At 57.2% G+C, this 18221-nt stretch carries 21 protein-coding genes and 1 pseudogene; 14 read left to right on the top strand and 8 right to left on the bottom strand.

The window, feature by feature from the left end:
* The 3 genes from ACWPM9_RS06815 to ACWPM9_RS06805 all read right to left on the bottom strand — a co-directional run bounded on the left by ACWPM9_RS06815 (position 1) and on the right by ACWPM9_RS06805 (position 2915).
* A complete protein-coding gene (locus tag ACWPM9_RS06815) occupies positions 1 to 1149 on the bottom strand; it encodes a hypothetical protein (RefSeq protein WP_428187384.1) in 1149 nt (382 codons plus the stop codon).
* 61 nt (positions 1150 to 1210) lie between these two features.
* Complete coding sequence (locus ACWPM9_RS06810; RefSeq protein ID WP_428187385.1) at positions 1211 to 2299, bottom strand: hypothetical protein; 1089 nt, start codon at positions 2297 to 2299, stop codon at positions 1211 to 1213.
* Between the two features lie 229 nt (positions 2300 to 2528).
* Complete coding sequence (locus tag ACWPM9_RS06805) at positions 2529 to 2915, bottom strand: c-type cytochrome (protein WP_484757186.1); 387 nt, start codon at positions 2913 to 2915, stop codon at positions 2529 to 2531.
* Between the two features lie 385 nt (positions 2916 to 3300).
* Here ACWPM9_RS06805 and ACWPM9_RS06800 point away from each other — a divergent pair, with 385 nt between their 5' ends.
* From ACWPM9_RS06800 to ACWPM9_RS06765, 8 genes and pseudogenes are all read left to right on the top strand, one after another.
* Positions 3301 to 4254 carry a choline ABC transporter substrate-binding protein gene (locus tag ACWPM9_RS06800; protein WP_484757185.1) on the top strand — a complete coding sequence of 318 codons (954 nt, stop codon included), beginning with the start codon at positions 3301 to 3303 and terminating at the stop codon, positions 4252 to 4254.
* Between the two features lie 142 nt (positions 4255 to 4396).
* Positions 4397 to 5191, top strand: a complete 795-nt coding sequence (gene choW, locus ACWPM9_RS06795) for a choline ABC transporter permease subunit (protein ID WP_484757184.1) — start codon at positions 4397 to 4399, stop codon at positions 5189 to 5191.
* Entirely contained in the window at positions 5188 to 6240 is a 1053-nt protein-coding gene (gene choV, locus ACWPM9_RS06790) for a choline ABC transporter ATP-binding protein (RefSeq protein ID WP_428187389.1), read from the top strand. The genes choW and choV overlap by 4 nt, the downstream gene beginning before the upstream one ends.
* Before the next feature lie 46 nt (positions 6241 to 6286).
* Positions 6287 to 6781: pseudogene (locus tag ACWPM9_RS06785) on the top strand (HugZ family pyridoxamine 5'-phosphate oxidase); the annotation flags it as partial.
* Between the two features lie 364 nt (positions 6782 to 7145).
* Positions 7146 to 7463, top strand: coding sequence for an ArsR/SmtB family transcription factor (locus ACWPM9_RS06780; RefSeq protein WP_428187390.1), 318 nt, complete (start codon positions 7146 to 7148; stop codon positions 7461 to 7463).
* 486 nt (positions 7464 to 7949) lie between these two features.
* Positions 7950 to 9278 (top strand): omega-aminotransferase AptA, encoded by a 1329-nt coding sequence (aptA, locus tag ACWPM9_RS06775; RefSeq protein WP_428187391.1) that lies wholly within the window; start codon positions 7950 to 7952, stop codon positions 9276 to 9278.
* Between the two features lie 235 nt (positions 9279 to 9513).
* Positions 9514 to 9789, top strand: a complete 276-nt coding sequence (locus tag ACWPM9_RS06770; RefSeq protein ID WP_484757183.1) for a hypothetical protein — start codon at positions 9514 to 9516, stop codon at positions 9787 to 9789.
* 238 nt (positions 9790 to 10027) lie between these two features.
* Positions 10028 to 10411 carry a hypothetical protein gene (locus ACWPM9_RS06765; protein ID WP_484757182.1) on the top strand — a complete coding sequence of 128 codons (384 nt, stop codon included), beginning with the start codon at positions 10028 to 10030 and terminating at the stop codon, positions 10409 to 10411.
* Between the two features lie 7 nt (positions 10412 to 10418).
* Here ACWPM9_RS06765 and ACWPM9_RS06760 read toward each other — a convergent pair whose 3' ends face one another.
* From ACWPM9_RS06760 to ACWPM9_RS06740, 5 genes are all read right to left on the bottom strand, one after another.
* Complete coding sequence (locus ACWPM9_RS06760; protein WP_428187394.1) at positions 10419 to 11231, bottom strand: transglutaminase-like domain-containing protein; 813 nt, start codon at positions 11229 to 11231, stop codon at positions 10419 to 10421.
* Positions 11232 to 11240: 9 nt separating this feature from the next.
* Positions 11241 to 11516 carry a DUF1488 family protein gene (locus tag ACWPM9_RS06755; protein ID WP_428187395.1) on the bottom strand — a complete coding sequence of 92 codons (276 nt, stop codon included), beginning with the start codon at positions 11514 to 11516 and terminating at the stop codon, positions 11241 to 11243.
* A 146-nt stretch (positions 11517 to 11662) separates the two neighbouring features.
* Complete coding sequence (locus ACWPM9_RS06750) at positions 11663 to 11812, bottom strand: hypothetical protein (protein WP_428187396.1); 150 nt, start codon at positions 11810 to 11812, stop codon at positions 11663 to 11665.
* A complete protein-coding gene (locus tag ACWPM9_RS06745) occupies positions 11805 to 12107 on the bottom strand; it encodes a hypothetical protein (RefSeq protein WP_428187397.1) in 303 nt (100 codons plus the stop codon). The genes ACWPM9_RS06750 and ACWPM9_RS06745 overlap by 8 nt, the downstream gene beginning before the upstream one ends.
* A 785-nt stretch (positions 12108 to 12892) precedes the next feature.
* On the bottom strand, positions 12893 to 13570 hold the full coding sequence (locus ACWPM9_RS06740) for an SDR family oxidoreductase (RefSeq protein WP_484757181.1): 678 nt from the start codon (positions 13568 to 13570) through the stop codon (positions 12893 to 12895).
* 136 nt (positions 13571 to 13706) lie between these two features.
* On the opposite strand from ACWPM9_RS06740, the gene ACWPM9_RS06735 reads away from it, so the two are divergent.
* The 6 genes from ACWPM9_RS06735 (at position 13707) to ACWPM9_RS06710 (ending at position 18219) form a co-directional block, all read left to right on the top strand.
* Complete coding sequence (locus ACWPM9_RS06735; RefSeq protein WP_484757180.1) at positions 13707 to 14102, top strand: rhodanese-like domain-containing protein; 396 nt, start codon at positions 13707 to 13709, stop codon at positions 14100 to 14102.
* A gap of 83 nt (positions 14103 to 14185) precedes the next feature.
* Positions 14186 to 15055, top strand: coding sequence for an aldose 1-epimerase family protein (locus ACWPM9_RS06730; RefSeq protein ID WP_484757179.1), 870 nt, complete (start codon positions 14186 to 14188; stop codon positions 15053 to 15055).
* An 87-nt stretch (positions 15056 to 15142) separates the two neighbouring features.
* Positions 15143 to 16837, top strand: a complete 1695-nt coding sequence (ade, locus tag ACWPM9_RS06725) for an adenine deaminase (protein ID WP_428187401.1) — start codon at positions 15143 to 15145, stop codon at positions 16835 to 16837.
* A 55-nt stretch (positions 16838 to 16892) separates the two neighbouring features.
* Entirely contained in the window at positions 16893 to 17156 is a 264-nt protein-coding gene (locus ACWPM9_RS06720; protein ID WP_428187512.1) for a type II toxin-antitoxin system Phd/YefM family antitoxin, read from the top strand.
* Positions 17157 to 17158: 2 nt separating this feature from the next.
* Positions 17159 to 17425 carry a Txe/YoeB family addiction module toxin gene (locus ACWPM9_RS06715; RefSeq protein WP_428187402.1) on the top strand — a complete coding sequence of 89 codons (267 nt, stop codon included), beginning with the start codon at positions 17159 to 17161 and terminating at the stop codon, positions 17423 to 17425.
* An 8-nt stretch (positions 17426 to 17433) separates the two neighbouring features.
* Entirely contained in the window at positions 17434 to 18219 is a 786-nt protein-coding gene (locus ACWPM9_RS06710) for a potassium channel family protein (RefSeq protein WP_428187403.1), read from the top strand.
* Positions 18220 to 18221 lie beyond the last annotated feature (2 nt).

Genomic DNA, 18221 nt, shown 5'->3' with positions numbered 1-18221 from the left:
TCAGACCTCGCTCACCACATTATTTCCTGAAATCACATGCACCCGGTAATTGCCGAAGATCGACGCTGCCTCACCGGATGCGTAGAGCGCCTGATAGGCATCATGGGGCACCAATGCGTGTTTCTCGAAGGAGGACACGCCCATGCGCGCCGCCTCCAGATCGCCCGTATCGATGTGGAATTCCTCGGCCGCCGGCGTCGTCGAAAAAATCCCACGCTTTTCCGGGCGCTCTTTCTTGGAAAAGATCTCCTGCATCGTCCAGGTCAAAAGCCAGGCATTTTCAGGCTTGCGTACGCGCGTCAGGATCTCCTGAATGCGATTGCTGTTTTCGGTCACGCCCGCCGCATAAAACGGCCCCAGCACCATACGGTGCAGATGCTTGGGGTGCAGCGAGGCAAAATCCTTGTCCATATTGCTGGCAATGGTGGCCGGCGTCAGCGAATAGGCGCTGTTCTTGCCGGCAAAGTCGTCGAACTGCGCCGCCAGTTCCGGATTGAGAAGCCCGCCAACGGGAAGCGGGATATCCACCGCGTCGTTCAACTTGCCGTCCCCGGTCACCAGCAGCCTGGCCACATTGGCAGCCGAATCCTCGATACCGGCGACATAGATCATCGGCAGCGTGTTTGAGCCATCGAACGCGGCCCAGGTCACGACGTAATAAGGCCGGCGCGTCGCAGAATTGACCGTCACCCGCACAGTCTCGGGCAACACGAAGGGCGAAAAGATCTCCCCCTTGCCGATCTGTTCCAGATAGAGCCTTTCCGCCATTTGCGACTGCAATGCCTCGGGCAATTCTTTCTGGCGAAATATGAAGTCGACCATTTCGGATCGAAGCGCGCCCGCTTCCGGTATCGACGCCAACCGCTTTTCGGCAGTCCCGCGATCGTTTTCCAGCTCCAGAACATTCTGGAAAACAGGGAAACCGCTTTCGGCACGGGATATGCGAAACTGCTCGGTAAAGCCGATCCGGTTTTCCCAGCACGCAAAGGAATTCTTCAATCGCTCGATGTAAGGCAGCAGCAGAGGCCCGGCACTTCCCGCACCCGGCACTCCAAGATCCGGCTTGGAGAGATAGATCGCAAGCCCGTTCAGCGCGGCTTCGACCGACTGGAAATAACGCGCGACCGGGCCATCCACGGCATTCAACATGGCGACGCCTCGACCGTGACGAAGAAGGATATCCCGCGACCGATCAACAAAGCCAAACCCATCACGGCTTCACGTAATCCGCCGCATTATGCTTGTCCATCACCGCCTGGAAGCGCCGTGCGAAGGCATCGTCGGCGAGCTTCTTGCGGCGCTGAATGTCCTGCGACGAGCGCATATTGGTCTCATGCAGTTCAAGAAGATCGCCGATATGACGCTGGGACGCCGAGCCGATGCCGGCCATGGTCTCTTCCGCTGCCGTATCCACCTGGCTGCCCAGTGTATTGATCTTGTGAGCGACATCCTGCTGTGCGGCAGTCTTCAACGAGTCTTCGAGTGCCTTGTAGAGAACGATACGCTGCTCGGTATCGATGGTCAGCTTGTTGATCAGCGTGTTCTGCGCAGCGATCTGGTTGTTGAGTGAATCCACGAAGGTCTGGAACATCGAGGTATAGCGCTCCAGCGTCTGACTCTCGGCCAGCAATTCCTGCTCCTTGGCCTGCGCCTGGTTATATTCGGTCGCAAGCTTGGAACGTTGGCCTTCAAGCTCTGTGCGGGCCGACTGGTCCGTGGAGGCTGCAATACGGTTTTCGATGTCCATCAACATCGGGTTAAGCTCGTTGATCTTCTGCTGCGTCGCCTCAAGCTCGGCGATTGTGCCCTTGCGCCGTTCGATGACCTGCACAAGGCTTGCCTCTGAACTCTTGTAGCGCTGATCCAGCACCTGACGCTGATCTTTGAGGATGCCGACAATGGTGTCGGACTTCGACAAAAGCTCCTGCAGATTGCCGGCAAGCGACATGTTGCGCACGCGTTCGGTGCGCATGCGCTGGGCCTTCTGCTTGGAGAACATACCGACGAATTTTTCGTAACCGGTATAGGTTTTCATGCTCTCGAATTCGGAGCCGAAAACATTGGTTGCGTCCTCAAGGCCGATGATCAGGTCGGCAATATTCGACTCCATCACCGCCTGCTGCTTGATGACATCCTGAATGCGGGCATTCTCGATATCGAATTGAGCATCACCGATCTTGGTATCCGCCTTGGCGAACTGGTCGAGAACAACACCCGATTGTTCAAGCTTGCCGCGCATATCGGTGACAATTCCGCGGGTCTTCTCGATTTCCGCGTCGAACGACTGTAGCGATGCCATGTCCTGCCTCTCCCTCTCGTGTATGGCGAACCGTATCGTCCGCAACCGTCTGCAATGCGCTGAACTTACAGCAGCAGCCTGATTTTAAAATAGCTTTTCACAACCTCCACATAGAAATGCCATGTGACAAGAACAAGTCTGCGCCGCTCGCTTGCCGACAAAGGCGAAAACAAAAAAGCCGGGACGACAAGGCCCCGGCCATTTGCTCTGGCAATGAAACCGCCGATGATCACTGCGCGGCAGACGGGTCCTTGAGATAGGCAATGACATTAGCGATGTCCTCGTCTTTTTTCAGGCCGGCAAACGCCATGGTCGTCCCCTTCACCAGACCGCGGGGATTGGGCAGATAGTCCGTCAGTTCCTCTTCCGACCAAACCATGCCATCAGCGCCGAAGGCCTTCATCGCCTTGGAATATTTGTAATCCTCAACAGAGGCCACCGGGCGCCCGACGACGCCCATCAAGGATGGACCGACCTTGTTGCTGGGCTCGGTGGCGGTGTGACAGGCAGCGCATTTCTTGAAAACCTTTGCACCCGCTGCGGCATCGCCATCGGCCAGTGCAGCACCCGCTGGCAGGATCAGCGCCGCGATCAGAGCAAGCTTGTAAATTGTCATGGAACTTTCCTCGTCATGTCGTGTTAAGTCCCTTGTTAAGACAAGGACGACTGTATTGAACTCTACATGCCTCTATCAGCCTTTTCGTTGTGGCGCCTTGACGCGGATCAAGGCTGCGGACTGCCTAACGTCAGGATTTTTGGGGTTTTACGGGAGTTCGGGGTCGACAACGGCGTCCTTTCTGGACTAGGCAATGCAGCCTTCGCAGCGGAGGCCGCATCTGACGGCCTCCCATCCCAGTCCCGCATTTCTTGCGGGCAAAATCCCGGGTTAACGCCGACACGTCGCAAAGCAGGCGGTCCATACGGCGCAAACACGCCATCATACTTGCATTAATGCGGTATTGAATGTTGACTTGGGAACAGCAAAAAAAGGGAGTACCTAAATGACTCACCCGTCTCTTCGCCGTATTGCACTCGCATCGGCAGCATCGCTTATTGCACTTTCCTCAACGGCATATGCCGCGGATTCGGAAAGCTGCAAGGCCGTACGCTTCTCCGACGTGGGCTGGACAGACATTACCGCAACAACCGCCACAGCGACTGTTGTGCTAAAGGCCATGGGCTATGAACCCAAGACAACCGTCCTGTCCGTGCCGGTCACCTATACCTCGTTGAAGAACAACGACATCGACGTCTTCCTCGGCAACTGGATGCCGGCGCAGGAAAAGGACGTAACTCCTTATATTGAAGACGGTTCTGTCGATTCCATCGGCACCAACCTTGAAGGCGCCAAGTACACGCTGGGCACCAATGCCAAGGGTGCGGAACTCGGCATCAAGGACTTCTCCGACATTGGCAAGCATGCCGATGAACTCGACGGCAAGATCTACGGCATCGAACCCGGCAACGACGGAAACCGTCTCGTCATGTCCCTCATCGAAGAAGACAAGATGGGCATGGGCAAGATGAAAGTGGTCGAGTCCTCCGAGCAGGGCATGCTGGCACAGGTTTCCCGCGCCAAAAAGGACGGCAAGCCGATTGTCTTCCTCGCATGGGCACCGCATCCGATGAATTCGAATTTCGACATCACTTACCTCACGGGTGGTGACGATACATTCGGACCCGACTTCGGTGGCGCAACCGTTCACACCAATGTTCGCAGCGGCTACGTCGAGGACTGCCCGAATGTTGGCAAGTTCGTAACAAATCTGAAGTTCTCGCTCGATATGGAAAACCAGATCATGGGCAAGATCCTCGACGATGGTGAGGATCCGGAAAAGGCTGCTGCCGAATGGCTGAAGGCCAATCCCGACGCTGTAAAGCCCTGGCTGGAAGGCGTTACCACCTTCGACGGTGGCGACGCAGCGGAAGCTGTGAAGACCAATCTCGGTCTGTAAGCAAGAATTCAGGGCCGGCGGCGCAAATGCACCGCCGGCCTTCTTCTTACCCCCACATCATTTCCAGTAATCAAGAACGGGCGGAGACCAAGTGGATTGGCTCACTGAAACTAAAATTCCGATTGGCCAATGGGCCAGAACAATGGTCGATTGGCTAACCGATAACGGCGACTGGTTTTTTGACTGGCTTGCCTATGTCTTGAGGCAGGTCATCGATGCCTTGCTATGGGTCTTGCAGGCACCTCCGGCTATTGCTGTCGTCTTGGCAATCAGCCTTCTGGCCTATGCCTTGCGTCGCTCCTTCAGCGTCGCGATACTGACTTTCCTGGGGCTGCTGTTGATCATCAACCTCGGCTATTACGAAGAAACGACAGAGACCTTGGCACTGGTTCTGTCTGCGGCCTTCGTCTGTATGCTGATTGGCGTACCCCTCGGCATCGCCGCAGCACGGCGCCAATGGGTCTATGCCATCATGCGACCGATCCTCGACCTGATGCAGACGATCCCCACCTTCGTCTATCTGATTCCGGCGCTCATCCTGTTCGGTCTCGGCATGGTTCCAGGCCTGATCGCAACCGTGATCTTCGCCATCCCGGCCCCGATTCGTCTGACGCGCCTTGGCATCATCTCCACGCCACCGGCATTGGTGGAGGCAGCCGTCGCTTTCGGCGCAACACCGACACAGGTGCTGCGCAAAGTGGAACTACCCTATGCCCTGCCCCAGATCATGGCGGGCCTGACGCAAACGATCATGTTGTCTCTGTCCATGGTGGTCATTTCCGCACTGGTTGGCGCAAGCGGTCTTGGCGTTCCGGTCGTTCGTGCGCTCAACACCGTCAATGTCGGCATGGGCTTTGAATCGGGTCTTTGCATCGTCATCCTTGCGATCATCCTCGACCGCATGTTCCGCGTACCGGAAGAAGGAGACGGCAAATGAGTGATGCGATCATCTTTGAAAATGTCGATATTGTTTTCGGCAAGAACAACGAACGTGCATTACCCCTGATCGACGCCGGAAAAACCCGTGACGAGATCGGCGAGGAAACCGGCCTCGTGCTGGGGGTTGCCGATGCGTCGCTGAGCGTCAAGGAAGGCGAAATCCTGGTACTCATGGGCCTTTCCGGCTCCGGAAAGTCGACGCTGTTGCGCGCCGTCAACGGGCTTGCCCCGGTTGTCCGTGGTGGCGTGACCGTCAACACCGCGACGGGTCCGGTTAATCCCTATACGGCCAACGCGAAGTCGATGCGCGATCTGCGCATGCACACCGTTTCGATGGTGTTCCAGCAGTTCGGCCTTCTTCCATGGCGCACCGTCGCCGACAATGTCGGCTTCGGCCTTGAGCTGGCAGGCATCCCGGAAGCCGAGCGCAAGGAGCGGGTCACGGAACAATTGGAGCTGGTGAGCCTTGGCCAGTGGGCGGACCGCAAGGTCAACGAGTTGTCGGGCGGGATGCAGCAGCGTGTCGGCCTTGCCCGCGCCTTTGCCACCGGCGCACCGATCCTGTTGATGGACGAGCCCTTCTCGGCGCTCGACCCATTGATCCGCAATCGCTTGCAGGACGAATTGCTGGAGTTCCAGGCGCGGCTGAAGAAGACCATTCTCTTCGTCAGCCACGATCTGGATGAAGCCTTCCGTATTGGCAATCGCATCGCCATCATGGAAAGCGGACGCATCATCCAGTGCGGCACGCCGCAGGAGATCGTCAAGAACCCGGCCGATCAGTATGTTGCCGATTTCGTGCAGCACATGAACCCGATAGCCATGCTGAATGCCCGCGACGTCATGAAAGGCGGCGTTGGCACCGTCAGCGAGGGATCGGTGGCCGGCACCGCAGGACCTGATACGCCACTGGTCGAAATACTCGACGCGCTTGCCCGTCAACCGGGCACGATCGGCGTGGTCGAAAAAGGCTCGATCATTGGGACCATCAGCGCCCAGGATATCGTCGCCGGCCTCACCCGTCACCGCATGCGCGAAGCCAGTTGAGAAACCGGGGCCGGCCCTTCTGGGGCCGGCTCCGTCGGAGATATAGATGGCAGACAAGCCTTCCGTGATTCGCGACACCGACAATGAAGCAAGAGAGCTTGCCCGAGAGCTGATCCGCAAGGCCCGTTATGTCGGGCTGGCCGTAATCGACCCCCAGAACGGATTTCCGCAGATAAGTCGCGTTCTGCTTGCCACCGATGCGGGCGGCATACCGTTCATTCTCGTTTCGTGCCTTTCGGCGCATACGCAGTCTTTGTCTACCGATCCACGATGTTCATTTCTGGCAGGTGAACCCGGCAAGGGCGATCCCCTCGCCCATGCGCGCATCTCCGTGCAATGCCTGGCAGAGCGTGTTGAGCACGACACAGATGTACACGAGACGCTCAGAACGCGTTTTCTGAAGCTCCACCCAAAGGCCAAACTCTATATCGATTTTGCCGATTTTGGCTTTTTCCGGCTGGTCCCCCAGAGCGCGAGTCTCAATGGCGGCTTCGGCCGTGCATACAATTTGTCCAGAATCGACCTGCTTGAACAGAGGCCCATCGACACCTGAAATCTGGTAGCACTGCGTGGCGCACTACAAGATTTTGGGATTGTCATCGCACACGCGGCATCAAAATTCACGCCGTTGATTTTCATCTGAATATCGAGAAAATTCGATAAAACGCATACTATATGGCTGATTTTTATCGAATTTATGGCAATTCTGCGCTCAAATCACACGGCAGACAGCCATTTCAATGAAGCTAAAATTAATTTCGTAATACCTAAAAAAGCATACTCGATACCTTAAATTTAGGCATATACAATTTTTGCCCAGTTGGTACACTTTTAGAATACGAAATTCACGGATTGCAAACGGGCACTCCGGTTGGCGGACCCGCGTTTAAGGAAAGAATGATCGTATGAAAACGAAATCATTGTCTGAACAGTCTAACGTTGCGGCAGGTCTTTTGTCGGCGATGGCAAACCCAAAGCGTCTGATGATCCTGTGCAGCCTTGTTGAAGGCGAAGTACCGGTTGGCGTACTTGCAAATCAGGTGGGCTTGAGCCAGTCGGCCTTGTCACAACATCTCTCGAAACTGCGTGCACAAAAGCTGGTAAAGACCCGCCGTGACGCGCAGACCATTTATTATTCCAGCACCTCTGAATCGGTCATCAAGGTCCTTCAGACACTGGAAGATATTTATTGCCAGACAGAAGCCAATCGTTCTGCCGCATAAGTTAGCGCTACCATTGCGTAGTTTTAACGCTTTCGGTGGATAATGATAACCTGGCCTTCTTGCCACGGCTTTTTTAAATCACGTTATAAACATTGCAGATTGGCCGGCTTCCTTTGCGGAAGCCGGTCTTTCTTTTGAACGATCGCATGAAAAAAGAAGACTTCAGCCGGTTAGGGCTGAAGTCTTGATGGCCATGTCGCCGCGTGCCGGAAGCCGAGGACTGCCCTCCGCGACTCCCGCGACGACCGGACCGATCATGCACCAGCGAACTTGCGCTAGGCTTTTCTCCTCTCCCCCTCAGCATCGGCGCCCAACAATTTTCGCACCGCATTCATCAATGACGCGTTGCGGATCCATGACGTTTTCTGATGCCATCTTGACGGTCCAATCGGCGCTGATAACGTGACGCCGCCCTTGCCAAAGGGACAGCTTTGCCGCCAGCCGGGCCTAAGGTCGCCCAGCGCATGCGGGCTCATGGAGAACAGAATGTCCAACCGAATGAATACGACGCCCAACGACCTGCGTGCCTTCTGGATGCCCTTTACGGCCAACCGTCAGTTCAAGAAGGAACCGCGCCTTTTCGTCGGCGCCAAGGATATGTATTACACCACCCATGATGGCCGTCAGGTGCTCGATGGCACCGCTGGCCTCTGGTGTGTGAACGCCGGTCACTGCCGTCCCAAGATTACCGAGGCGATCCGCGAGCAAGCTGGCGAACTCGATTATGCGCCCGCCTTCCAGCTTGGACACCCCAAGGCCTTCGAACTGGCCAACCGCCTGGTCGACATTGCGCCGGAAGGCATGAACCACGTCCTCTATACAAATTCAGGCTCGGAATCGGTTGAGACAGCGCTGAAAGTTGCGCTGGCCTATCACCGCGTAAAGGGCGACGGCTCGCGGTTCCGGCTGGTCGGTCGCGAGCGCGGCTACCACGGCGTCAATTTCGGCGGCATTTCGGTCGGCGGCATCGTCTCCAACCGCAAGATGTTCGGAACGCTCCTGACCGGCGTCGACCACATGCCACACACCCACCTGCCCGACCAGAACGCCTTCACCAAGGGGCAACCGGAGCATGGCGGTGATCTGGCGACCGAACTCGAGCGCATCGTGACCCTGCACGATGCCTCGACTGTGGCTGCTGTCATCGTCGAACCCATTGCCGGCTCGACTGGCGTGCTGATCCCGCCGAAAGGCTATCTGCAAAAACTGCGAGACATCTGCACCAAGCACGGCATCCTGCTGATATTCGATGAGGTCATCACCGGCTTTGGCCGTCTGGGCGCACCTTTCGCGTCGCAGTATTACGACGTCAAGCCCGACATGATCACCACCGCCAAGGGCCTCACCAATGGCGTGATTCCCATGGGCGCTGTGTTCGTCACCTCAGAGATCCACGACGCCTTCATGAACGGTCCGGAACACATGATCGAATTCTTCCATGGATACACCTATTCGGGCAATCCGATTGCCTGTGCAGCAGCCCTTGGAACACTCGATACCTACAAGGAAGAGGGCCTGTTGACGCGCGCAGCCGAGATCGCGCCCTATTGGGAGGAGCAGCTTCATTCGCTCAAGGACTGCCCCAATGTCATCGACGTCCGCAATACAGGCCTGATCGGTGCCATCGAGCTGTCCCCGATCGCCGGAGAACCGACGAAACGTGCCTTCACAGCCTTCCTCAAAGCCTATGAGTCGGGGCTTCTGATCCGCACAACAGGCGACATCATTGCTCTGTCTCCGCCTTTGATCATCACCAAGGAGCAGATCGACGAGTTGTTCGACAAACTGCGCAAGGTGTTGATGAATAACATCTGATCGGCATATCAGAGCTGATGAAAAGCGGTCGGTGACGACCGCTTCTTTGTCTGTTGCAGGCACGTCTTGCGCAACTGCAACGTCGCCTTTATCCTCGGCACCACAAATCATGGCCGATCTTTGATACCGGTGACGGTCACAGGGTTGGACAAACACTTAGCAAGCCGGGCACGCAGCCTCGGTGGCATCACGTCACCCGCTTCGATTGCAAGGCAGGTCCCATCAGGAACAATCCATGGTCGACCCGGACAAGCCCAGCGCCAAAACATCTGACACGCAGCCGGGAAAAAGCAGCACCGGCACAGCGCAAGCCAGCGATCCATGGGCCAATTTCAAGAGTGATCTGATGGCACTTGAGCAGGCCGCGCGAGACGAACTCGCATCCCGCGACCCGAACGAGCAGGATGCTGAGCACCCCCCGGCGAGCGCGCGGCTGTATGGCGACGACGACACAAACGAGAAGCAGAGCGAGGACGATACCTCCTTCGGCAACCGCTCCATCATCATCTGACGGGCGCACTGGCGCGCAGTTCTCGGTTCAACGCAATACACTCTCTCCGGTCGCCAAAACTCCGCCATCAGCGGGCAGCACTTGCAGCAACGCGACCGCAGCCCCACCTCTATGAAAAGGCTCGGCCTCGGCTGCACGGCCATGGCGCTCTATCAGAGCGAGTGACGCGGAGTTTATCGCGCCTTAGGATTTTGTCGGCAATATATGCGGACAGCACAGCTGATCAGGAGAAATGTCGATGGTCGAACGCGTTTCCCGTATTTCATCCTCTGCGTCGTCTTCATCCACGCAGATCGACAACAGCCTTGCCATTGGCTCAGAGCCCTACAATGCATGGGTCGCTGCCCGTCAGGACAAGATCAATGACGACCTGAGAGAAAGGGCGCGCGAGCACGCCAGTGATCCCGACGGCCACCACAAATCACCCGAAGACGAAGCCGAGGAAGACGCCGACGCAAGAATGCAGGCCCGCCATGCGCGCCAACTCGGTGAACCGGATGACCGTGTCGATACGGCAGAAGAACCGCATGAGGATTGCACATTGTCAGGCGAAAGCGATCGCATAGGCACGCGCAATTTCGACGACGATACCCCGTTCGGTGAGCGCTCCGTCATCGTTTGACGAAACGCTACTCGACGGCTTGAACTTCGTAGGTCCAGACGCGAAACCCATTCAACACATGTGGACCGAACGAATTGATCAGCGGAATATCCGCCGCATCACGCCCACGCGCGACAACGATCCGGCCAATGCGCCGCTTGTTGTTGCGTGGATCGAATGTGTACCATTTGCCATCCAGAAACACTTCCATCCAGGCGCTGAAATCCATCGGATCCACCACCGGAACACCGATGTCACCGAGATGCCCATTCACATAGCGGGCTGGAATATTCAGGCTACGGCACAAAGTGACGGCAAGATGGGCATAGTCACGGCAAACACCCACGCGCTCCTGAAACGCCTCATAGGCCGTGCGGGTAGACCGTGCCTGCATGTAATCGAAGCTGATATGCTGGTGCACAAAGTCACAGATCGCCTGGACTCTTGCCCAACCCGGCTGGGTCTCCCCGAACTGGTCCCAGGCGAACTGGCTCAATCGGTCGGTTTCGCAGTAGCGACTGCCCATCAGATAGACCAGACACTCATCCGGCAGATCCTGAACAGCGATTTCGCGGGCGTCTGGTGCCACTTCGTCGAGTTGCCCATCATCCTCGATTGTCGCATCGCCCCAGATGGTCAGATTGCCCGCAGGCGCGACCAGCCGTCGGCAGCGATTGCCGAACATATCATGATAGGTGGTCGTCAACAGATCGGGATTGGTGATGATCTTTTCCGGGTCGCGGATATCCGCCGTTCGATCATCGTGGACAGACAGAAGGCAAACCATCGCGGTCGGTTGCTCGCAGGTCAGCGTGATTTCATAGCCGTAACGTATCAGCATTCAGTCGTCCTAGCGAAAATCGTTGGATGTCAGGGTGTAGGTGGGCTGACGCCCCCGCTGATAGAGCTTGTGTGCCGCCTTGCGGATGGCATCGACAGATCCGTCAAAGGCCGTCAGGCAGGCGGCTTCCGACGTGCGCGTTCCGCACATCTCTGCGCCCGGCCTGTCGAGTGCTCCGACTTCAACGAAGAAGCGAATCTCCGACATGCCATCATGCCCGATGAACCGGATGGCCTTTCGCGTTTCGTCATAACTGCGGCTGGGATTGAGAAAAACAAGCGACATGATTGGCACTCCTTTGGAAAGTGTCGTTCAGCTCGGGTGACCAATCGGTATGCCGCCATGAACGCATTCAGGGAAAACAGGCATGTCAGGACTTATCCCGGGCCCGCGGCCATATCAGCGCGCGGGCACATACGCCTGCCTTAGTCTTAGCTCTTGCCCTTGGACTTGGACCAGGCGGCTGACGGACTTGTTGCGTCTTTCACCTGGCTTCCCTGAGCGGATACCTTCGGTGCAGCGCTTTTGTCTTTTTTAGGCTTTCTGATCTCGCGCGAACTGCGCACTTGTCCCTTAGCCATGACCGAAGGTCCTCTCCATCAGGTTCGAACCGGTCTTGGCTTTGGCACGGCCAACAAGTTCGAGCATATCTTGTGTCGTTACGCGTTCGTGACGTTCATCTTCGCTGCGAACCCGGTACTGCGGCAGGTTTTCGCGAACGGGAAGCTGTGCGGTGATCTGATAGACGGCAGACTGCTCTGCCTTCATCGGCAGCGAGCTTTTCATCCGCACGGTCTCACCGATTGCGAAGATATGGGTGGCGGAATCCACGGCACGCACTCTGCGCGCCTGCGGCCTGTAAGTCGTATTGGTCATGATGATAGTCCCTTTGAGTGTGCATCGACCCCCATCAGGCATGCCTGACAAAGATCCTGGGCGGGCGACCCCACAGCTGCCAGAAAACGTCTGGATGGCTGGATTGCGCCGGTGCGATGCGAAGCGAAATAGTGGGATGTAAATGGCCCACGATCTGAAGAATGCGATTTTATAAACTTGGGAAGCCCTGCGAAAACTGCTCTTCGCTGGTAATCCGTTCGGTCCGGAGTGAAGCCCTGCTGCCAGTACATCCGTGGTCAGCGGGAGAAATCAATCCGGATACGAACAGAAACGACATAAGCGCCCGAAGGCTTAATGCGTTCACAATCGAGAATTCGGAGGATAATGGCGGGTCTCTGACACCGCAACAAGCCAAGTCGGCCAAATCAACGTGAAATAACCATGCGCCTCAATTGTGTTTTATACAAGATGGCCGCGTCATTATTTCTTGTTTTGGCGTAAATCGACAGAAGTTCCGCCAGCCGATTGCGCTCGAAATGTGTTCGACCCTTGTAGTCATGGGCTCAGGTGTGCATCATAGAGCATCGACGGCATTCATGCAGGGCACCGTCGACGGAAGTGTTTTCGACTTCGCCCCAACAAAGGAGGACAGCATGTCTTCCATCGTCCAATACATACGCGCCTACGATGAATCCCGGATACCGGGTCTTGCAGTCATGCTTTCGAGCCTCTCCGCCGTGATCTATTTCCTGCTCAACGGCTGGCTCTGGTAGAGAAAGGTCGATTGGCTGGTCTGCGGTTCGCAACGCGACCGGCGGCAAATGCTAGTCTGCGTAAATCATCTTGCGTGTCATGCCGCCGTCCAGCGTGAGCACCTGCCCGGTCATGAAACCGGCGGACGCAAGGTAAAGCACCGCGTCGGCAATATCGTCCGCGCGCCCAACCCGCCCGACCGGATGCTGCTGATGATCGGCATCGCTCAGGCGTTCACCGTCCGAAATCCAGCCGGGAGCAATGGCATTCACCCGGATCTTCGGTCCAAGACTGATTGCCAATGCATGGGTAAAGCCGACAAGCCCACCCTTGGAGGCAGCATAAGCCTCCGTGTTCGGCTCCGACATGAATGCCCGCGTCGACACCATATTAACGATCGAAGCCCCCTCTCCCATCAACGGTATCGCCGCCCGGCTCATCAGGAAGGCACCGGTCAGATGACTGTCGGTCACCTTGCGCCATTCGTCGAGCGAGAGCGTTTCAATCGGCCCGCGATCCGGATTGGCAATCCCGGCATTGTTCACCAATAGATCCAGCCTGTCCCAGCCAAGGCCCGCAAGTGCCTCGGCCACGGACGCCTCATCGCCGACATCGCAGGTGAAATGACGGACACCGTCCTCACGCACCTCAAGGTCGAAAGAAGCGACCTCATATCCATGGGCCAAAAGACTCTTGCAAATTTCTGCACCGATAAGGCCGGCACCACCTGTCACGATTGCTTGTTTCATGAAAGCGAAAGCAGACAGCCTGCCGCTTTGTTCCGCACCAGATGCCCTTTCCATGGCGAGCGCACCGGCAAGCATGCTAACCTGCCGCCGAGGACGCCCATACCGGCACACAGGCGCGCCGCATTCAAAGGGAGGAATGGTCGTGAAAAAAGGGTACAAACAGCTTCTGGAGGAAGCCAACGCCAGTATCGACGCCGTCACGGCAGCGGAGGCGATTACTCTTCATGGTGAGACGGATGTGGTTTTCGTCGATCTGCGCGATCCGCGCGAACGAGAGCGCGAGGGCACGATCCCCAATGCCTTTTCCTGCCCGCGCGGAATGCTGGAATTCTGGATCGATCCGGAAAGCCCCTATGCCAAGCCGGTCTTTGCCGAGGACAAGCGCTTCGTCTTCTTTTGCGCCAGTGGCTGGCGCTCGGCGCTTGCCACCAGGACCGCACAGGATATGGGCCTGGACAAAGTCTCCCATATATCCGGCGGCTTCACCGCCTGGCGCGATGCTGGCCATCCTGTGGAAGCGATATCGCGCTGACGGCACTTCAGCCCAGGAAGAACGAGCGCCTTTCATCCGAATCCGTTACCTTGCGGCGCAACAACCGGCTGAAAGGATGAACCATGACCGAAACGATCCGCCTCGACAATGGAGAGCTTTCCGTCGAAGTCTCGTCGCTCGGCGCCGAAATGCAGTCGCTCGCAAGCGCTGACGGGCGACAATGGCTGTGGAACGGCGATGGCGAATGGTGGTCCGGCCGATCCCCCATTCTCTTCCCCATCGTCGGAAAGGCGCCGGAGGACACATTGGCGATCAACGGCAAAGCCTATGCCATGAAACAGCACGGCCTGGCCCGACGCCGCGAATTTGCGCTGATTGGCTCCGCCTCCGACGTCTGCCGTCATCAACTGGCAGCAGACGATGAAACCATGGCAAGTTACCCCTTCGACTTCAGACTCGAACTCGAGCACCGCCTCACCGGTCGCGTACTCACTGTCACCGCCACGGTCACAAATGTCGGTTCCGAAAGCATGCCCTATGGCATCGGCTTTCACCCGGCCTTCCTCTGGCCTTTGCCCGGCGCAACCGGCCTGCCGCATCGGATAACGCTCGAGAATGGCAAAGAGCCGGATCTGTTTCGGCTGAAGGACGGCATGCTCTCTCCGGAAATACACCTGTCCCCGTTTATCGGCGGTCACCTGATGCTCGAACACCGCCAATTCGAGGCAGATGCCATGATCTTTCCCGAAGGGGCCGGCGACGGCCTCACCTATGACGTCGCAGAAGGCCCGGCGCTGAAATTCACCTTCCGCAATCTGCCCAATCTGGCGTTGTGGCAAAAGCCCGGCGCACCGTTCATCTGCATAGAACCCTGGCACGGCATGGCAGCACACCTGGATGGCAGTGCAGAACTGACCGAACGCCCCTTCACCGCCGCTTTGGCACCCGGCGAGAAAGCAAGCTATGGCTTTTCTGTCGAACTGCCCGCCTGAGCCGAGAGACGGCCATTCCCCTACCATTTCCTCAGCCCGCCTCGCCGGGCTAGGATGACGACTGACTGAAGAATAGGAGACACGCAGATGAGCACGCTGGAACAACGTATCGACCAGGGCACAGGCCGGCAAACGGCAGATATCGTGCTGAAGGGCGGTCGCCTCTTCGATCTCGTCACCGGCGAACTCGTGGCCTCCGACATCGCCATCTGCGGCGACACCATCGTCGGCACCTGCGAGAGCTACGAGGGCACCGAGGAGATCGACATCTCCGGCAAGATCGTCGTGCCCGGCTTTATCGACACGCATCTGCATATCGAAAGCTCGCTGGTGACCCCGCATGAATTCGACCGCTGCGTGCTTCCCTATGGCGTCACAACAGCCATCTGCGATCCGCATGAGATCGCCAATGTTCTTGGTACCGAAGGCATCCAGTTCTTTCTCGACTCGTCGCTCGAAACCATCATGGACATCCGGGTCCAGCTGTCCTCTTGCGTTCCGGCCACCCATCTGGAAACCTCCGGTGCCGATCTGCCGATTGAAAAGCTCCTGCCCTTCCGCGACCATCCCAAGGTGATCGGCCTTGCCGAATTCATGAACTTCCCCGGCGTGATCCACAAGGATCCGATCTGCATGGCAAAGCTGGAAGCCTTTCAGGGCGGACACATCGACGGCCATGCGCCGCTTCTGTCGGGCACTGGCCTCAACGGCTATCTCTCCGCCGGTATCCGCACAGAGCATGAATGCACCAATGTGCCCGAGGCCATGGAGAAGATCCGCAAGGGAATGCATATTCTGGTGCGCGAAGGCTCGGTCTCCAAGGACCTGCACGCTCTGATGCCGATCATCACCGAACGCCTGTCGCCCTTCCTGGCGCTCTGCACCGATGACCGCAATCCCCTCGATATCGCCGAGGAAGGCCATCTCGACTATATGATCCGCACAGCCATCGCCCATGGCGTCGAGCCGCTGGCGATCTATCGCGCCGCCTCCATTTCCGCCGCACGCGCCTTCGGCCTTCGCGACCGCGGCCTGGTGGCACCCGGCTGGCGGGCCGATCTGGTGGTTATCGACAGTCTGGAGAATTGCAAAGCCGAGATGGTGTTCTCCGGCGGACGCCCTGTGACCGATGCCCTGTTCGACACCCGCAAAGCGGTCGCTCCCGTCGGCCTCGACAGCGTCAAGGCACGAACCGTCCTCGCCAGCCAGTTTGCGGTGCCGGTGACGGAAGGCGAAACCCCGGTCATGGGCGTGATACCGGGCAAGATCATCACCGATCATCGCCGGTATGTGCTGCCCTCTGCCGGCAACCAGACCGGCATCGACCTCGACCGCGATATCATCAAGGTCGCTGTCATCGAGCGTCATGGCAAGAATGGCAATCATGCCAATGGTTTCGTTCAGGGTTTTGGCTTGAAGAAAGGTGCGATAGCCTCCACCGTTGGCCATGACAGCCACAATATCTGCGTGGTCGGCGTCGACGAAGATGACATGGCGCTCGCCGCCAATCGCCTTTCCGAGATCAAGGGCGGATTTGTGGTGGTCGCGGATGGCAAGGTCACCGGCGAAATCGCCCTGCAGGTCGCCGGGCTGATGAGCCTTGAACCTTTCGAGACCGTGCGTGACACACTGCACGACCTGCGCAAGGCAGCCTATGCACTCGGCACCACGCTGGCCGAACCTTTCTTGCAGGTCGCTTTCCTTCCGCTACCCGTCATTCCGCATCTGAAGATTTCGGATAAGGGCATGGTGGATGTCGACAAGTTCGAACTGATTGGCTGAGGGATTGGCAAGCACCAAGACTTGTACCATATTATGGACAACTAAGGAGTTGGCAATGGACACCATATTTTTCTCGCGTGCCCGGGCCGAGCTTGCAGGCTTGCTCGACAAGGTGAACGACGACGCAGCACCAATCGAAATTGTGAGGCGCGACAAACCATCTGCGGTGTTGATGGGGAAGGAAGAATACGACAGTCTCGTTGAAACAATTCACCTTTTGTCATCGCCAACAAATGCCGAGCGACTGGTGCGAGCAGGACTTGATATCGCAAATGGTGATTTTGAGCTAAAGGACAGCAAGGCTTTGCTGGGAACCTGAACGTGAATTCGGCTTTCTCATCAGGCGGATGGGAGGACTATGTCCATTGGCAGGCAACCGACCGCAGGACGCTTGAACGCGTCAACGACCTTATCAAGGACGCACTACGCCATCCCTTCAACGGAATAGGCAAACCTGAGCCCTTGCGCGGGACCCTCAAGGGTTTCTGGTCTCGCCGGATCACTCAGGAACATCGGCTCGTATATCGAGTTGTCGGTCAAGGTGATGATGAGGTTCTCGTCATCGCGCAATGTCGCTATCACTACTAGGAAAAGCTATGCCCGCTGAAGCGGCCCCTCCATCACCGATGCTCCGTGAACGTCTTGCCCGCCTTTATTTCGGTCAGGATACCGCTGCCATACGCTTTCAAATCGCCTTGATGGTGATCGATCTTGCGATTATCGGCTTCTTTCTGGCAGGTCCCTATCTGCGCGACCGTCCAAGCTATCTCATTCTCGATTATTCCATAGCGGTCTGGATCGCTGCCGAGCTTGTCGCCCAGTTCGTCGCGTCGCCCACCCGGAAACGGATTTTCCTGAAACCCATGACCTGGGTGGACATATTCGTCCTTTGCACACTGCTCTTTCCGCAGTCGCTGTTCAACTTCGCTTTCCTGCGCGTTGCCCGCATATGGGCTGTGGCGCAGAGGCCGGTATTCAAGATGATGATGCGACGTCTGGGGCTGAAGGAACAGGCCGATGTGGTCACGGCCTTCATCAATCTTTTCGTCTTTCTCTTCCTGGTTACCGGATTCGTCTATTCCTTCTTCTTTTATCGGGAGGATGCCGGCACCGGCTTCATCGACGCCTTCTATTTCACCGTCGCAACCGTCACCACCACCGGCTTTGGCGATATCACTTTGCCCGGCACCTTTGGCAAGCTCACCTCGATCATCACCATGATCATCGGCATCTCGTTGTTCGTGCGTCTGGCCCAGGCGATCGTTCGTCCCTACAAGGTGACGTTTCCATGCCCGGAATGCGGTCTGCAGCGCCATGATGCCGATGCCGTCCACTGCAAGGCTTGCGGTCACATCCTGAACATTCCGGACGAGGGCCTGTGAGC

The organism is Agrobacterium sp. H141, from assembly GCF_057158725.1.
Note: the sequence above shows the minus strand (reverse complement) of the source record. Positions and strands in the feature narration are given on the sequence as shown.

Coding starts and splice junctions, on each gene's coding strand:
- choW (WP_484757184.1), top strand. CDS start 4,397: ATGGTCGATTGGCTAACCGATAACGGCGACTGGTTTTTTGACTGGCTT.
- ACWPM9_RS06740 (WP_484757181.1), bottom strand. CDS start 13,570: ATGAAACAAGCAATCGTGACAGGTGGTGCCGGCCTTATCGGTGCAGAA.
- ACWPM9_RS06810 (WP_428187385.1), bottom strand. CDS start 2,299: ATGGCATCGCTACAGTCGTTCGACGCGGAAATCGAGAAGACCCGCGGA.
- ACWPM9_RS06765 (WP_484757182.1), top strand. CDS start 10,028: ATGGTCGAACGCGTTTCCCGTATTTCATCCTCTGCGTCGTCTTCATCC.
- ACWPM9_RS06755 (WP_428187395.1), bottom strand. CDS start 11,516: ATGTCGCTTGTTTTTCTCAATCCCAGCCGCAGTTATGACGAAACGCGA.
- ACWPM9_RS06815 (WP_428187384.1), bottom strand. CDS start 1,149: ATGTTGAATGCCGTGGATGGCCCGGTCGCGCGTTATTTCCAGTCGGTC.
- ACWPM9_RS06735 (WP_484757180.1), top strand. CDS start 13,707: ATGGTCGTGAAAAAAGGGTACAAACAGCTTCTGGAGGAAGCCAACGCC.
- ACWPM9_RS06710 (WP_428187403.1), top strand. CDS start 17,434: ATGCCCGCTGAAGCGGCCCCTCCATCACCGATGCTCCGTGAACGTCTT.
- aptA (WP_428187391.1), top strand. CDS start 7,950: ATGTCCAACCGAATGAATACGACGCCCAACGACCTGCGTGCCTTCTGG.
- ACWPM9_RS06745 (WP_428187397.1), bottom strand. CDS start 12,107: ATGACCAATACGACTTACAGGCCGCAGGCGCGCAGAGTGCGTGCCGTG.
- ACWPM9_RS06780 (WP_428187390.1), top strand. CDS start 7,146: ATGAAAACGAAATCATTGTCTGAACAGTCTAACGTTGCGGCAGGTCTT.
- ACWPM9_RS06800 (WP_484757185.1), top strand. CDS start 3,301: ATGACTCACCCGTCTCTTCGCCGTATTGCACTCGCATCGGCAGCATCG.
- ACWPM9_RS06770 (WP_484757183.1), top strand. CDS start 9,514: ATGGTCGACCCGGACAAGCCCAGCGCCAAAACATCTGACACGCAGCCG.
- ACWPM9_RS06720 (WP_428187512.1), top strand. CDS start 16,893: ATGGACACCATATTTTTCTCGCGTGCCCGGGCCGAGCTTGCAGGCTTG.
- ACWPM9_RS06730 (WP_484757179.1), top strand. CDS start 14,186: ATGACCGAAACGATCCGCCTCGACAATGGAGAGCTTTCCGTCGAAGTC.
- ACWPM9_RS06805 (WP_484757186.1), bottom strand. CDS start 2,915: ATGACAATTTACAAGCTTGCTCTGATCGCGGCGCTGATCCTGCCAGCG.
- ade (WP_428187401.1), top strand. CDS start 15,143: ATGAGCACGCTGGAACAACGTATCGACCAGGGCACAGGCCGGCAAACG.
- ACWPM9_RS06750 (WP_428187396.1), bottom strand. CDS start 11,812: ATGGCTAAGGGACAAGTGCGCAGTTCGCGCGAGATCAGAAAGCCTAAA.
- ACWPM9_RS06760 (WP_428187394.1), bottom strand. CDS start 11,231: ATGCTGATACGTTACGGCTATGAAATCACGCTGACCTGCGAGCAACCG.
- choV (WP_428187389.1), top strand. CDS start 5,188: ATGAGTGATGCGATCATCTTTGAAAATGTCGATATTGTTTTCGGCAAG.